Below are 17,023 nucleotides of genomic sequence, written 5' to 3'. Positions count from 1 at the left end.
CGAGGTGGTGAACCGCAGCCAGTCGCCGTCGTCGCGCCGGAGCGTGCCGAGCACGATCCCGGCGACACCGGCGGCTTCCAGCGTCTGCTCCACGCCCACGGTGAGCACCGGGTGCGCGCTCGGCTCGACGAACACGCGGTAGCCGTCGTCGAGCAGCTTGCGGGTGGCGCGTTCGAACTCGACGGTCTGGCGGAGGTTGGTCACCCAGTAGCCCGCGTCGAGGCGGGCGGTGTCGATCGGCTCGCCGGAAACCGTGGAGTAGAACGGGATCTCGCCGGTGCGCGGGGTGATCGGCGCCAGGTCGGCCAGCACGCGCTCGCGAATGGTCTCGACCTGCGGGGTGTGCGAGGCGTAGTCCACCGAGATGCGGCGGGCGCGGATGCCGTCGGCTTCGCAGGCGGCCTTCAGCTCGACGAGCGCGGCCCCTTCCCCGGCGACCACGGTGGCGCCGGGACCGTTGACCGCGGCGACCGAGATGCGCTGGCCCCACAGCTTCAGGCGCGGCCGCAGTTCGTCCACCGGCTGGGCCACCGACATCATGCCGCCGTGCCCGGCGAGGGATTCCGCCACCGCCTGGCTGCGCAACGCGACCACGCGGGCGGCGTCGTCCAGGCTGAGCGCCCCGGCGACCACGGCCGCCGCGATCTCGCCCTGCGAGTGCCCGACCACCGCGTCGGCGGTGACGCCCGCGGAACGCCACAGCTCGGCCAGCGAGACCATCACGGCCCACAGCACCGGCTGCACCACGTCGACGCGATCGAGGTTCCCGCCGCCGCGAAGCACGTCGAGCAGGTTCCAGTCGACGAAGGGCTCCAGCGCCACCGCGCATTCGGCGATGCGCTCGGCGAACACCGGAGACGTCGCCAGCAGGTCTTGTCCCATGCCGAGCCACTGCGAGCCCTGGCCGGGGAAGACGAACACGGTCTTGCCGACGGCACCGGCCACACCGGTGACGACGCCACCGGCGGGCTCGTCGAGCGACCGCAGCAGTGCGCGGTGGTCGTCACCGAGGATCACCGTGCGGTGCTCGAAGGCCGTGCGGGTGGTCGCCAGCGAGTAGCCGACGTCGACCGGGTCGGCGTCCGTTGTGGACAGTCGAGCGGCCTGGTCACGCAGGGCGGCCGCCGACTTGGCCGAGAGCACCCACGGCACCACACCGGCCACCGGCTCGGCCGGTTCGCCCGGCTGCGGCTCGGGTGCCTGTTCCAGGATCACGTGGGCGTTCGTGCCGCTGACGCCGAACGACGACACCGCGGCGCGGCGCAGCCGGTCGACCTCGGGCCAGTCCGTCTGCTCGGTGAGCAGTTCGACGGAACCGGCCTCCCAGTCCACATGCGACGACGGGGTGCCGGCGTGCAGGGTCCGCGGCAACGTGCCGTGACGCAGCGCCAGCACCATCTTGATCACCCCGGCGACCCCGGCCGCGGCCTGGGTGTGCCCGAGGTTCGACTTCACCGAGCCGAGCAGCAGCGGCCGCTCGCGGTCCTGCCCATACGTGGCGAGCAGCGCCTGCGCCTCGATCGGGTCACCCAGCGTGGTGCCGGTGCCGTGCCCTTCGACCGCGTCGACGTCCTGAGTGGACAGACCGGCGGAGGCCAGCGCCTGCCGGATCACCCGCTGCTGCGAAGGTCCGTTCGGCGCGGTCAGGCCGTTCGAAGCGCCGTCCTGGTTGACCGCGGAGCCCTTGACGACGGCGAGGATGTTGTGGCCGTTGCGCTGGGCGTCCGACAGGCGTTCCAGCACCACCAGGCCGACGCCCTCGGACCAGCCGACACCGTCCGCGTCGTCCGAATATGCCTTGCACCGGCCGTCTTCGGCGAGACCACGCTGCCGGGAGAAGGCGATGAAGGTGTTCGGAGTGGACATCACCGTGACGCCACCGGCGAGCGCCAGGGAACATTCGCCGTTGCGCAGCGCCTGCATGGCCCAGTGCATCGCCACCAGCGACGACGAGCACGCCGTGTCGACGGTGACCGCCGGGCCTTCGAGCCCGAGCGTGTAGGCGACCCTGCCGGACGCCACGCTCGGCGAAGTGCTGGTCGCCTGGTAGTTCTCGAAGTCGTCCCCGTTGAGCAGGGACGCGTAGTCGCTGTACATGACGCCGGTGAAGACGCCGGTCGAGCTGCCCTTGAGCGAGACCGGGTCGATGCCCGCGCGTTCCAGCGCTTCCCAGGAACCTTCCAGCAACAGGCGCTGCTGGGAGTCGGTCGCCATGGCCTCGCGCGGGCTCATGCCGAAGAAGGCCGGGTCGAACTGGGCCGCGTCGTGGAGGAAGCCGCCTTCGCGCGTGTAGGAGGTGCCGGGCCGCTCGGGGTCCGGGTCGTAGAGGGAGTCGAGGTCCCAGCCGCGATCGCTGGGGAACTCGGTGATCGCGTCGGCGCCGTCGGACACCAGGCGCCAGAGATCCTCCGGGGACCCGACCCCACCGGGGAAGCGGCAACTCATGCCGACGATCACGATCGGGTCAGTGCTGTGAATGTGGCTTTCACTGCGCTCGTTGGTGCGGTGAATGTGGCTTTCACTGCCGCCGAACAGCTCGTCGGCCAGGTGGGTGGCCAGGGCGGTGGGGGTCGGGTAGTCGAAGACCAGGGTGGCCGGGAGGCGCAGGCCGGTCGTGGCGCCGAGGCGGTTGCGCAGTTCGACGGCGGTCAGCGAGTCGAAGCCCAGCTCGGTGAACTGCTTGCCGGGGTCGATCTCGGTGCTGTCCACATGACCCAGCACGGCCGCGACTTCGGCCCGTACGAGCTCGCTCAAACTTTCCGTACGACCGGTCGTATTCATTCCCGACAGGCGCTCGACCAGCGAAGCCACCGTCGGCGAACCCGCCACCGAGCGACGGGTCCGCGTCCGGATCAGGCCGCGCAGCAGCGGCGGGATCTCGTCGCGCGTCCGCAGCACCGGCAGGTCGAGGCGCACTGGAAGAACCAGCGACGCCCCACCGGCCAGCGCAACCTCCGACGATCCGCCGGCCAGCGCGGCGTCCGATGACCCGCCCGCCAGCGCGGCGTCGAAGAGGCGCAGCCCCTGCTCGGCGGGCAACGGCGGCATACCGGACCGCTCCAGTCGCCGGGTGTCCGCTTCGGACAGTGCGCCCGCCATCCCGGTTTCCCAAGCACCCCAGGCCATCGAGATGCCGGGTAGGCCTTGGCCGTGCCGGTGGGCCATCAGCGCGTCGGCGAACGCGTTGGCCGCGGCGTAGTTGCCCTGCCCCGCACCGCCGAACACCCCGGCGATGGAGGAGAACACCACAAAGGCATCCACATCGGCCAGTTCGTGCAGGTTCCAGAGCGCGTCCACCTTGGGCCGCAGGACCGCGTCGACGCGCTCCGGGGTCAGCGAGCCGATCACCCCGTCGTCGAGCACCCCGGCGGCGTGGATCACGGCCTTGACGTCATGCCGCGACAGCAACGCGGCCAGCGTCTCCCGGTCGGCCACATCGCAGGCTTCGACCTGCACGTTCGCGTCGATGTCCGACACGTCCGCGCGGCCACTGCGGCTGACCAGCAGCAGGTCGCGCACGCCGTGCTCGGCAACCAGGTGCCGTGCGATCTCCAGGCCCAGGCCGCCGGTACCACCGGTGATCAACACCTGACCGGACCAGGTGAACCCGGTTCCTGGCTGGGTGCGCGCCAAGCGCGGCACGAGGATCTCGCCGTCGCGGATGGCAACTCGCGGTTCGTCGACCGCAAGCGCTTGCGGCAGGAGTTCGGTGTCGTCGGCTTCGATCAGCCCGAACCGGCCCGGGTGCTCGGCCTGCGCCGAACGCACCAGCCCGCCGATCGCGGCTCCGGCGAGATCACCGGGCTTGGTCAGGAACACCAGGCGCGATCCGGTGAACCGCTCATCACCGAGCCATTCCTGGACCAGGGCGAGCACCCGCTTGGTCAGCTCGTGCACCGAGGCCACCACGTCGGTGCCACCCTCGACCGGGACGACCAGCGACGCCGGTACCTCCACAATGGACTCCAGCGAGCCCTCCAGCGTGACCACCGGCGTCGGTGCGGGTGCGGTGACCGCACGCCACTCCAGCCCGAACAGGTCGGCCACCTCGGCGCTCCGGTTGGCCGAGATCGGCCGGGTGACCAGCGATTCGATCGAGGCCACCGGGTCGCCGGCGGGGTCGGCGAGCGCGATCGAGACCGTGTCGCCGTCCTGCACCAGCCGGACGCGCACGGTTTTCGCGCCGGTGGCGTGCAAGGACAGGCCGGTCCACGAGAACGGCATGCCGGGCGTGCCGTCCCCGGCGGCCAGCACGGCGTGCAGGCTCGCGTCCAAAAGCGCCGGGTGGATGCCGAAGCCGTCCGGTGCAATGTCCTCGGGTAGTGAGACCTCAGCGTAGATGGCGTCGTCGGTCCGCCAGGCGGCTTGCAGGCCTTGGAAGGCGGGACCGTAGGCGAAGCCCTGCTCGGCGAACCGGTCGTAGTCCACGTCGACCGGCTGCGCGTCGGCGGGCGGCCAGGTGGTGGCGTCGAAGTCGGCGCGGGTTTCGCCGGTCGACAGCGTGCCGCTCGCGTGCCGGGTCCACGGGAGGTCGGCGGACGGGCGCGAGTAGATCGCGAACGCGCCCGCGTCGTCGACCGAGACCTGCACCTGGACCGCGCCCTGCTCCAGGACGAGCGGTTCGGCGAGGGTCAGTTCCTCGACGCGGTCGTGGCCGAGCTCGTCCCCGGCACGCAACGCCAGTTCGGCGAACGCGGCGCCGGGCAGGATGGTCCGGCCGTTGACCACGTGGTCGGCGAGCCAGGGGTGCGTGCTGGTGGAAAGGCGGCTGGTGAACAGCGCACCGTCGTGTTCGGCCAGGTCGACCGCGGCGCCGAGCAACGGGTGCTCCACCGCGGTCAGCCCCAGGCCGGAGGCGTCGCCGGTGCGAACGGTCGTCGGCCAGAACCTCCGCCGCTGGAAGGCGTAAGTCGGCAGGTCGACGCGGTGCGCTCCGGGGTAGAAGGGCTTCCAGTCGACCGTTACGCCGTTCACGTGGAGGCGGGCGAGGGCGGTCAGCGCGGAGGTTTCCTCCGGCTGGTCCTTGCGCAGGATCGGCACGGCCAGGGCTTGCTCGGCGACCATCGCCGCGAGCACGCCACCCGGGCCCAGCTCCAGGAAGTGCGCGTCCCCGATGGCGGTGACGTTGTCGTGGAAGCGGACGGTGTCGCGGACGTGGTTGACCCAGTAGTCCACTGTGGTCACATCACCGGTCGTGGATATCGGGATGTGGGGTTCATGGAAGGTCAGGTGCTCGATGGCCGCGCGGAAGTCCTCCAGCATCGGCTCCATGAGCGGTGAGTGGAAGGCGTGGCTCACCTTGAGGCGACTGGTTTTCTCGAAGCCAGCGGCGATCTGGTGGACGGCGGCTTCTTCGCCTGCGATGACCACACTTGAGGGACCGTTCACCGCTGCGATGGAGACACCATCGGTGAGAGCGATCTCGTCTTCGGTGGCCTGGATCGCCACCATGGCGCCACCGGTCGGCAAGGCCTGCATCAAGCGAGCCCGCGCGGAGATCAAGGTGCAAGCGTCTTCGAGACTGAGGACACCGGCCACGTGAGCAGCAGCCACCTCACCAATGGAATGACCCGCCAGGTGATCCGGCTTCAGCCCCCAGGACTCAGCCAGGCGATAGAGGGCAACCTCAAGCGCGAACAGAGCAGGCTGCGCATTACCGGTCTGGTTCAACGCCTCTTGATCGTCGCCCCACATGACCTCGCGAACATCGAGGTGAGCCAGGATCTCGTCCAAGGCAGCGGCGAAGACCGGGAAACGCGCGTACAGCTCACGGCCCATGCCGATCCGCTGGCTGCCCTGGCCCGAGAACAGCACCGCCAAGGGACGTTCGGTGGCGGTACCGCGAGCGATCTCGACACCATCCAGCAGCACTGCCCGGTGCTCGAAAGTCGAGCGTAAGGCCAGTGAGTAGCCGATGTCCGCCGGGGAGTCGGGCAGGGCGTTGATGCGCTCGGCCTGCTCATCCAAAGCGGCCTCGGTTCGGGCCGACAGGACCAGCGGCACGGGGTGCTCGACGGGCGTCGACTCCACCGGCGTCGTGGTCGCCTGCTCCAGAATTACGTGCGCGTTCGTGCCGCTGACGCCGAAGGACGAGACCCCCGCCCGGCGCATCCGGCCGACCTCGGGCCAATCCACCTGCGAAGTCAGCAACTCGACCGAGCCCGATTCCCAGTCCACATGGGACGAAGGCGTCTCGGCGTGCAGGGTGCGCGGCAGCACACCGTGCCGCAGCGCCATCACCATCTTCATCACGCCCGCGACACCGGCGGCCGCCTGCGTGTGCCCCAGGTTCGACTTGATCGAGCCCAGCAACAACGGGCGTTCCCGATCCTGGCCATACGTGGCGAGCAACGCCTGCGCCTCGATCGGGTCACCCAGCGTGGTCCCCGTACCGTGACCTTCCACGGCATCGACGTCCTGTGTGGACAGACCGGCCGATGCCAGCGCCTGCCGGATTACCCGCTGTTGCGAAGGTCCGTTCGGGGCGGTCAGGCCGTTGGAAGCACCGTCCTGGTTCACCGCCGAACCACGCACGACCGCCAGCACCTGGTGACCGTTGCGCTGAGCATCCGAAAGACGTTCCAGCACAACCAGACCGACGCCCTCCGACCAGCCGACACCGTCCGCGTCATCGGAGTACGCCTTGCACCGGCCGTCTTCGGAAAGGCCGCGCTGCCGCGAGAACGAGACGAACGTGCTCGGCGTGGACATCACCGTCACACCACCGGCCAGCGCCAGCGAGCACTCACCCGCCCGCAACGCCTGCATCGCCCAGTGCATCGCCACCAGCGACGACGAACACGCCGTGTCGACGGTGACCGCCGGGCCTTCGAGCCCGAGCGTGTAGGCGACCCGGCCGGACGCCACGCTCGGCGAGGTGCTGGTGCCTTCGTAGCCCTCGTCACCTTCGACGAGTGAGCCGTAGTCGTTGTACATGACCCCGGCGAACACACCGGTTTGGCTGCCGCGCAAGGAAACCGGGTCGATCCCGGCACGCTCGATCGCTTCCCACGACGTCTCCAGCAGGAGGCGCTGCTGCGAATCCGTGGCCAGGGCCTCGCGCGGGCTCATCCCGAAGAACGCCGGGTCGAACTCGGCCGCGTTGTGCAGGAAACCGCCGCGCCGGGTGTAGGAGGTGCCGGGGTGGTCGGGGTCCGGGTGGTACAGCGAATCGAGGTCCCACCCGCGGTCGGCCGGGAAGCCCGACACCGCGTCGGTTCCGTCCACCGCGAGGCGCCACAGGTCCTCCGGCGAGCCGACGCCACCCGGGAAACGGCAGGCCATGCCGACGATGACGATCGGGTCGTCGGTGACCGGCGGCAGCGTCCGCAGCGGCACACTCATCTCGGCGTCGGTGCCGAGCAGCTCGTCACGCAGGTGGTCGGCCAGCGCGGCGGCGGTCGGGTAGTCGAAGATCAGCGTCGCGGGCAGCCGGAGGCCGCTCGCCGCGCCGAGGCGGTTGCGCAGCTCGATCGCGGTCAGCGAGTCGAAGCCGAGGTCCTTGAACTGGCGCGTCGCCTCGATCTTGGCGCCTTCGGCGTGGCCCAGCACCGCCGCGACCTCACCGCGTACCAGCTCCAGCAAGGTTTCCGTACGACCGGTCGTATTCATTGTCGAGAGGCGCTCGACCAGCGAAGCGGCTGTCTGCGAACCGGCGGCCGACCGCCGCGAACGCGTCCGGATCAAGCCCCTCAGCAATGGCCGCACGTCCCCGCCCGCCCGCAGCGCGGCGAGGTCCAGCTGGACCGGGAGCACGAGCGGTTCCCCGGCCAGCGCGGCGTCGAAAAGTTCGACGCCCTCCTCCGGCGTCACCGCGCGCATGCCCGCGCGGGCCATCCGCTCCGCGTCCGAACCGGCCATCATGCCGGTGTCGGCCCACGCGCCCCAGGCCAGCGAAACCGCGGGCAGTCCGGAAGCCCGGCGGTGGGCGGCGAGACCGTCGAGGAAGGAGTTCGCGGTGGCGTAGTTGCCCTGCCCGGCCGTGCCGAACACCCCGGCGACCGACGAGAACAGCACGAACGCGTCCACGTCGCCGGTCAGCTCGTGCAGGTTCCACGCGCCGTCGACCTTGGGGCGGAGCACCTTGTCGAGGCTGTCCGGGGTGAGCGAGTCGAGCAGACCGTCGTCGAGCACGCCGGCGGTGTGGATGACCGCCCGAACGTCGTGCTGCATCAGAAGCGCGGCGAGTTGGTCGCGGTCGGCGACATCGCAGGCGGCGACCTGGACGTTCGCGTCGATGTCCGACACGTCGGCCACACCACTGCGGCTGACCAGCAGCAGGTCGCGCACGCCGTGCTCGGCAACCAGGTGCCGCGCGATCTCCAGGCCCAGACCGCCGGTGCCACCGGTGATCAGCACCTGGCCGGTCCAGGTGATCGGCTCCGCGGCGGTCGTGCGGACGAGCCGCGGCACCAGGACCTCACCGTCGCGGATGGCGACGTGGGGTTCGTCGACCGCAAGCGCTTGCGGCAGGAGTTCGGTGTCGTCCGCTTCGACCAGGACGAAGCGGCCGGGGTGCTCGGCCTGCGCAGAACGCACCAGCCCGCCGACCGCGGCACCGGCCGGGTCGTCGCCGGTGACCACGACCAGGCGTTCGGGCCGCTCGTCCGCCAGCCACGTCCGCAGCTCTTCCAGCACGCGAGCGGTGGCCGTGTGGGTGGCCGTCACCACGTCACCGCTCGTATCCACCGGGAACACCACGGCGTCGAAGTCGGCCTCGGCCGGGGCCGTGACCGGCTGCCAGTCGAGGGTGAACAACGCGCCGGACCGGATCGCGGTGGTGCGCTCCAGCGGCCGGGTGGCGAGCGCGCCGATGGTGGCGACCAGCTGGCCGGACGGATCGGCCACGGCCACCTCACCCGCGCCGGTCAGGCGCACCCGCACCGAGGTCGCGCCGGTCGCGTGCAGGGAAACGCCCTGCCAGGAGAACGGCACCCGGGTGTCACCGTCGGCGAACGCCGCCACGTGCAGGCAGGCGTCCAGCAGCGCCGGGTGCAGGCCGAACTCGCCGACCTCGACACCCGCGGGCAAGGACACTTCGGCGAACAGGTCGTCTCCGCTGCGCCACGCGGCCCGCAGGCCCTGGAACACCGGGCCGTAGTCGATGCCGAGTTCGGCGAAGCGCTCGTAACAACCGTCCACATCGAACAGTTCGGCGCCGGCGGGCGGCCAGACGGAGGCGTCGAAGGTGGACCGTTCCGCGGTCGTGGCCAGCACGCCGGTGGCGTGTTCGAGCCACGGCGAGCCGTCCTCGGCGCGGCTGCGGATCGTCACGGTCTGGCCGGTGACGCGGACCTGCAACTGCACGGCACCCTGCTCGGGCAGGACCAGTGGCGCGGCGAGGGTCAGCTCGTCGAGGCGATCGCAACCCGCCTCGTCCGCGGCACGCAGGGCCAGTTCGACGAACGCGGTGCCCGGCAACAGGACCTGACCGTTGACGCGGTGGTCGGTGAGCCAGGAGTGGGTCCAGCGGGACAGCCTGCTGGTGAAGAGGAACTCGTTCTCGCCCAGTTCGACGGAAGCGCCGAGCAGCGGGTGGTCGGCGGTGGGCCAGAAGCGCTGGTGCTGGAAGGCGTAGGTCGGCAGGTCGACGCGGTGGGCGCCGGGGTAGAAGGGTTTCCAGTCGACCGTTACGCCGTTCACGTGGAGGCGGGCGAGGGCGGTCAGTGCGGAGGTTTCTTCCGGCTGGTCCTTGCGCAGGATCGGCACGGCAAGGGCTTGTTCGGCGACCATCGCCGCGAGTACGCCGCCCGGTCCCAGTTCGAGGTAGTGGGCGTCTCCGATGGCGGCGATGTTGTCGTGGAAGCGGACGGTGTCGCGGACGTGGTTGACCCAGTAGTCCACTGTGGTCACATCACCGGTCGTGGATATCGGGATGTGGGGTTCATGGAAGGTCAGGTGCTCGATGGCCGCGCGGAAGTCCTCCAGCATCGGCTCCATGAGCGGTGAGTGGAAGGCGTGGCTCACCTTGAGGCGACTGGTTTTCTCGAAGCCAGCGGCGATCTGGTGGACGGCGGCTTCTTCGCCTGCGATGACCACGCTCGAGGGACCGTTCACCGCTGCGATGGAGACACCATCGGTGAGAGCGATCTCGTCTTCGGTGGCCTGGATCGCCACCATGGCGCCACCGGTCGGCAAGGCCTGCATCAAGCGAGCCCGCGCGGAGATCAAGGTGCAAGCGTCTTCGAGACTGAGGACACCGGCCACGTGAGCAGCAGCCACCTCACCAATGGAATGACCCGCCAGGTGATCTGGCTTCAGGCCCCAGGACTCGGCCAGGCGGTAAAGGGCGACTTCGAGGGCGAAGAGGGCGGGTTGGGCGCTGCCGGTCTGGTTCAGGGCTTCCTGGTCGTCGCCCCACATGATGTCGCGGACATCGAGGTGGGCCAGGATCTCGTCCAATGCGGCGGCGAAGACGGGGAAGCGGGCGTATAGGTCGCGGCCCATGCCGATTCGCTGGCTGCCCTGGCCCGAGAACAGCACCGCCAGCGGACGTTCGGCGGCGGTGCCTCGGGCGATCTCGACACCATCCAGCAGCACTGCCCGGTGCTCGAAGGTCGAGCGCAGGGCGAGCGAGAAGCCGATGTCCGCCGGGGAATCCGGTAGGGCGTTGATGCGGGCGATCTGGTCTTCCAGTGCCGCCTCGGACTTGGCCGACACGACCAACGGTGCCGGGTGCTCGACCGGCGTCGGCTCCACCGGTGTGGTGGTGGCCTGCTCCAGGATCACGTGCGCGTTGGTGCCGCTGACGCCGAAGGACGAGACCCCTGCCCGGCGCATCCGGCCGACCTCGGGCCAAGCCACCGGCGAGGTGAGCAGTTCGACCGAGCCCGATTCCCAGTCCACGTGGGACGAAGGGGCGTCGACGTGCAGGGTTTCCGGCAGCACACCGTGCCGCATGGCCATGACCATCTTGATCACCCCGGCGACACCCGCCGCCGCCTGGGTGTGGCCGAAGTTCGACTTGATCGAGCCCAGCAACAACGGGCGCTCGCGGTCCTGCCCGTACGTGGCGAGCAACGCCTGCGCCTCGATCGGGTCGCCCAGGGTCGTGCCGGTGCCGTGGGCCTCGACCGCGTCCACATCGGACGTTCCCAGCCCCGCGCTGGCCAGCGCCTGCCGGATCACCCGCTGCTGCGACGGACCATTCGGGGCGGTCAAACCGTTGGAAGCACCGTCCTGGTTCACCGCCGAACCACGCACCACCGCCAACACCTGATGCCCGTTGCGCTGCGCGTCCGAAAGGCGTTCCAGGACCAGCAGGCCGACGCCCTCCGAGAATCCGGCACCGTCGGCGGCATCCGCGAAGGCCTTGCACCGGCCGTCCTCGGAAAGGCCGCGCTGCCGCGAGAACGTCACATAGGTGCTCGGCGTGGACATCACCGTCACACCACCGGCCAGCGCCAGATCGCATTCCCCGCCACGCAGTGCCTGCGCGGCCAGGTGCAACGCGACCAGCGACGACGAGCACGCCGTGTCGACGGTGACCGCCGGGCCCTCGAAGCCGAAGGTGTAGGACAGGCGCCCGGACGCGACGCTCAGCTGGGCGCCCGTGCCCTGGTAGCCCTCATCGTCCTCGATCAGGGTGCCGTAGTCGTTGTACATGACCCCGGCGAACACACCGGTCTGACTGCCCCGCAAGGAAACCGGGTCGATCCCGGCGCGCTCCATCGCCTCCCAGGAGGTCTCCAGCAGGAGGCGCTGCTGGGCGTCGGTCGCCACGGCCTCGCGCGGGCTCATGCCGAAGAACTCGGGGTCGAACTCGGCGGCGTCGTGCAGGAAACCGCCGGTGCGCGCGTACGAGGTGCCGGGATGGTCGGGGTCCGGGTGGTACAGCGAGTCGAGGTCCCAGCCGCGGTCGGCGGGGAAGCCGCTGATCGCGTCGGTGCCGTTGACCACCAGGTCCCACAGCTCCTCGGGCGAGGTGACGCCACCGGGGAAGCGGCAGCTCATCCCCACGATCACGATCGGGTCGTCGCCGTGAATGTGGCTTTCACGGCGCGATCCGGTGCGGTGAATGTGGCTTTCACTGCCGCCGAACAGCTCGTCGCGCAGGTGGGCGGCCAGGACCGTGGGCGTCGGGTAGTCGAAGACCATGGTGGCCGGGAGGCGCAGGCCGGTGGCGGCGCCGAGGCGGTTGCGCAGTTCGACGGCGGTCAGCGAGTCGAAGCCGAGGTGCTGGAACGTCTGCACCGGGTCGACCGCCGCCGCGCCCGCGTAACCGAGCACCACGGCGACCTCGCCCCGCACCACCTCCAGCAAGGTTTCCGTACGACCGGTCGTATTCATTGCCGACAGGCGCTCGACCAGCGAGTCCGCCGCCTGCGCCCCCGCGACCGACCGCCGCGAACGGGTCCGGACCAAGCCGCGCAGCAGCGTCGGGACGTCACCCCGGCCGCGCAGGACCGGAAGGTCCACGTTCATCGGCAGGATCACCGGCTCACCGGCGGCCAGTGCCGCGTCGAACAACGCGACGCCCTGTTCCGCCGACAGCGGCGGCATCCCGTCCTGGGCGAGTCGCCGCAGGTCGGCGTCGGTGACGCTGCCGGTCAGGCCGATCGTGCGGTCCCACGCGCCCCACACCAGCGAGACGCCGGGCAGGCCGGCGGCGTGCCGCTCACGGATCAGCGCGTCGAGCGCGGCGTTCGCCGCCGCGTAGTTGCCCTGACCAGCTCCGCCGAACACCCCGGCGCCCGCCGAGAAGACCACGAAAGCCGACAGATCGCCGGTGAGTTCGTGCAGGTTCCGCGCGCCGTCGACCTTCGGCCGGAGCACGGTGTCCAGGCGCTCCGGGGTCAGCGAGGCGATCACGCCGTCGTCGAGCACCCCGGCCGCGTGGATCACGGCCTTGACGTCGTACCGCGCCACCAAGGCGGCCACCGCCTCGCGGTCGGCCACATCGCAGGCCTCGACCCGCACGTTCGCGTCGATGTCCGACACGTCGGCCGCACCACTGCGGCTGACCAGCAACAGGTTCCGCACCCCGTGCTCGGCAACGAGGTGCCGCGCGAACACACCGCCGAGACCACCGGTACCGCCGGTGATCAGGACCAGGTCGTCCGGGTTCCAGGTGAACCGCGAAGCCGGAGCGGGCACCCGCGCGACGCGCGGTACCAGGATCTCGCCGCCGCGGATGGCGAGCTGCGGTTCCCCGGTGGCGACGGCCGCCGGGACCAGGGCGAGGTCTTCGGCCTCGATCAGGATGAACCGGCCCGGGTTCTCCGACTGCGCCGACCGGACCAGGCCCCAGACTGCGTTCTCACTCCGGGTGACCAGAGCCAACTTCGAATCGGTGAACCGGTCGTCGGCCAGCCAGCGCTGGAGCAGGTCCAGGGCACGTTTCGCGTCGGTCTCCGGCAGCACCACGACTTCCGGAACGTCCTCAATGGACTCCAGTGTCTCGTGCACGGCCAGCACCGGCTCCGAAGCAGCCGCGGGCGCGGGGACCCAGTCGACCCGGAACAAGCCGTCACGGGCGGGATCGCCGAACTGGTCGGTGGAAACCTCCCGGAGCACCAGGGAGTCGATCGAGGCGACCGGCCCCCCGGCCGCGTCCGCGACTTCGACCGAGAAGCCTTTGCCCTCGGCCCGCAGGCGCACTCGCGCGGTGGCCGCACCGACTGCGTGCAGCGAAACGCCCTCCCACGCGAACGGCAGCGCGCCACCGCTCAGCACGCCCAGGTCCGCCAACCCGGCGGCGTGCAGCGCGGCGTCCAGCAAAGCCGGGTGCAGGCCGAATCCTTCGGCGGGAACGCCTTCGGGCAGGGCGACCTCGGCGAACACCTCATCGCCGTGCTGCCAGGCGGCACGCAGGCCCTGGAACACCGGGCCGTAGGCGAAACCGTTCTCGGCGAAACGTTCGTAGCAGCCGTCCACGTCGAGCGCTTCGGCACCGGCGGGCGGCCAAGTGACACTGTCGAATGTGGACGGTCGGGTACCGGTGCCCAGGAAGCCGGTGGCGTGCTCGGTCCACGGCAGGTCGACCGCGTCCTCGGGGCGGCTGTGCACCGCGATGGCCCGCCGTCCCTGGTCGTCGGGCAGGCCGATGCGCAGTTGGAGCTGCACCGCGCCCTGTTCCGGCAGAACCAGCGGCGCTGCGAGCGTGAGTTCGTCGACGCGGTCGCAGCCCAGCTCGTCCCCGGCCCGCACGGCCAGTTCGACAAAGGCCGTCCCGGGCAGCAACGCCTTGCCGTGCACCAGGTGTTCGGCGAGCCACGGGTGCGACCGCAGCGAAAGGCGGCTGGTGAAGACGTTCTCGCCCTCGGCCAGCTCGACCGCGGCACCCAGCAGCGGATGCTCGACCGCACCCAGCCCGGCGGCGCGCACGTCGCCCGCCCCGTTGGCGGCCGACGGCCAGTAGCGCTGCCGCTGGAAGGCGTAGGTCGGCAGGTCGACGCGCTGGGCGCCGCCGAAGAACACCGGCCAGTTCACGGCCACCCCGGCGACGTGCGCTTCGGCGACCGAGGTCAGGAACCGCAGTGCACCACCGTCGTCCCGGCGCAGTGAGCCGAGCACGGTGCCGGTCGACCCGGCGGCTTCGAGCGTCTGCTCGACACCGACGGTGAGCACCGGGTGCGCGCTCGGCTCGATGAACACGTCGAAGCCGTCGTCGATCAGCCTTCGCGTGGCGCGCTCGAATTCGACGGTCTGGCGGAGGTTCGTGTACCAGTACTCGGCGTCCAGCGCGGCCGTGTCGATCGGCTCGCCGGTCACCGTGGAGTAGAAGGGAATGTCACTGCTGCGAGGCGTGATCGGCGCGAGGTCGGCGAGCACGCGCTCGCGGATTGCCTCCACCTGCACGGAATGCGAGGCGTAGTCCACCGTGATCCGCCGAGCGCGAACGCCGTCGGCTTCGCAGGCGGCGAGCAACTCGTCGAGCGCGGTCACCTCACCGGAGACCACGGTCGCACCCGGACCGTTGATCGCGGCGATCGACAACCGGTCGCCCCACCGCCCGAGGTCGACCTCCGCGGCCGGAAGGGCCACGGAGACCATTCCGCCGTGCCCCGCCAGGGATTCGGCCACCGCGATGCTGCGCAACGCGACCACACGGGCCGCGTCGTCCAAGCTCAGCGCCCCGGACACCGCGGCGGCGGCGATCTCGCCCTGGGAGTGCCCGATGACCGCTTCCGGCTCCACCCCCACCGAGCGCCACAGCTCGGCGAGCGACACCATGACCGCCCACAACACCGGCTGCACCACGTCCACGCGGTCCAGGTCACCGTCGCCGCGCAGCACGTCGAGCAGCGACCAGTCCACAAAGGAGGAGAGCGCGGCGGCGCATTCCTCGATCCGCCGGGCGAACACCGGCGAGGCGTCCAGCAGCTCGCGGCCCATGCCGACCCACTGCGAACCCTGACCGGGGAACACGAACGCGGACCGGCCGACGGCGCCGGCCACCCCGGTGACCACTCCGGTCGCGGCTTCCCCACCGGCGAAGGCATCCAGCGCGTCACGATCGAGCACCACGGCACGGTGGTCGAGTGCCGCGCGAGTCGTGGCCAGTGAGAAGCCGATGTCCTCGAGGGACCCTTCAGCGTCGCGGATGCGCGCGGCCTGCGCGGTCAGCGCGGCCTCGGTCCGGGCCGAGAGCAACCACGGAACCACGCCCTTCAGGGGCGCTTCGCCCGCAGGCTCTTCTTCCTCGATGACCGGCGGCGGCGCTTGCTCAAGGATGATGTGCGCGTTCGTTCCACTGACACCGAACGAGGAAACGCCCGCCCGGCGCTCCTGACGCGGCCACGGGCTCTGCTCGGTCAGCAGCTCGACCGCCCCCGAGGACCAGTCGATGTGCGACGAAGGCCGCTCGGCGTGCAGCGTCTTCGGCAACGCGTCGTTGCGCATCGCCAGCACCATCTTGATCACGCCGGCCACCCCGGCGGCGGCCTGCGCGTGCCCCAGGTTCGACTTGATCGAACCGAGCTTCAGCGGGTGCTCACGATCCTGGCCGTACGCGGCCATCAGCGCGTGCGCCTCGATCGGGTCACCCAGCGCGGTCCCGGTGCCGTGTGCCTCGACGGCGTCCACATCGGACGGGTTGAGCCCGGCGTTCGCCAGTGCCGCCCGGATCACCCGCTGCTGCGACGGGCCGTTCGGCGCGGTGAGCCCGTTGGACGCACCGTCCTGGTTGACCGCGGTGCCGCGGATGACGGCGAGAATGGTGCGCCCGTTGCGCTGCGCGTCGGACAGCCGCTCGAGCACCAGCTGCCCGGCCCCTTCCGACCAGCCCATGCCGTCGGCGTTGTCGGAGAACGCCTTGCTCCGGCCGTCGGCGGCGAGCGCGCCCTGCTTGGTGAACTCGGTGAACGCGCCCGGCGTGGACATCACCGCCACCCCACCGGCCAGTGCGAGCGAGCATTCGCCCGACCGCAGGGCCTGGACCGCGAGGTGCAGCGCGACCAGCGACGAGGAGCACGCGGTGTCCACGGAAACCGCCGGTCCCTCGAAGCCGAAGGTGTAGGACACCCGGCCGGAGATGACGCTCGCGATGACGCCGGTGGTGGCCTCTCCGGCCAGCAGGGTGGCGTAGTCCTGGCCGTTCGTGCCGGTGAACACGCCGGTCTGGCTGCCGCGCAACGACTCCGGGTCGATGCCCGCGCGCTCCAGCGCCTCCCACGAGGTCTCCAGCAGCAGCCGCTGCTGCGGGTCCATGCCCAGCGCCTCGCGTGGCGAGATGCCGAAGAAGCCCGCGTCGAAGTCGGCCGTGTCGTGCACGAACCCGCCTTCGGTGGCGTTGCTGGCCCCGGTGCGGAACAGGGTGTCGAGGTCCCAGCCGCGGTCGCCGGGGAACTCCCCGATCACGTCGCGGCCCTCGGCGAGCAGTTCCCACAGCTGCTCGGGCGAGCGCACCTCACCCGGGTAGCGGCAGGCCATGCCGACGATGGCGATGGGCTCGGTGTGCTTGCGCTCCAGCTCCTGGACCCGCTCGCGGGCCCGGCGCAGGTCGACAGTGACTCGCCTCAGGTATTCGACAACCTTGTCCTGCTGCTCATCCTGCTGCACTGGTCCATCCTCTTTCTGCTGA

The 17,023-nt window shown here is 70.7% G+C and carries 1 protein-coding gene (only partly in view); it reads right to left on the bottom strand.

What is annotated here, in order from left to right; all coding sequences use genetic code 11:
• Window positions 1-17,001, bottom strand: the 5' portion of a protein-coding gene (locus JYK18_RS48020) for a type I polyketide synthase (RefSeq protein ID WP_307795963.1). It extends 15,930 nt beyond the left edge of the window; 17,001 of the gene's 32,931 nt are visible here — the first part of the coding sequence; its start codon is at window positions 16,999-17,001; the stop codon falls past the left edge of the window.
• Window positions 17,002-17,023: the final 22 nt, after the last annotated feature.

The organism is Amycolatopsis sp. 195334CR (assembly GCF_017309385.1).
Classification (GTDB): domain Bacteria; phylum Actinomycetota; class Actinomycetes; order Mycobacteriales; family Pseudonocardiaceae; genus Amycolatopsis.
This window is presented reverse-complemented; position numbering and strand designations above follow the sequence as displayed.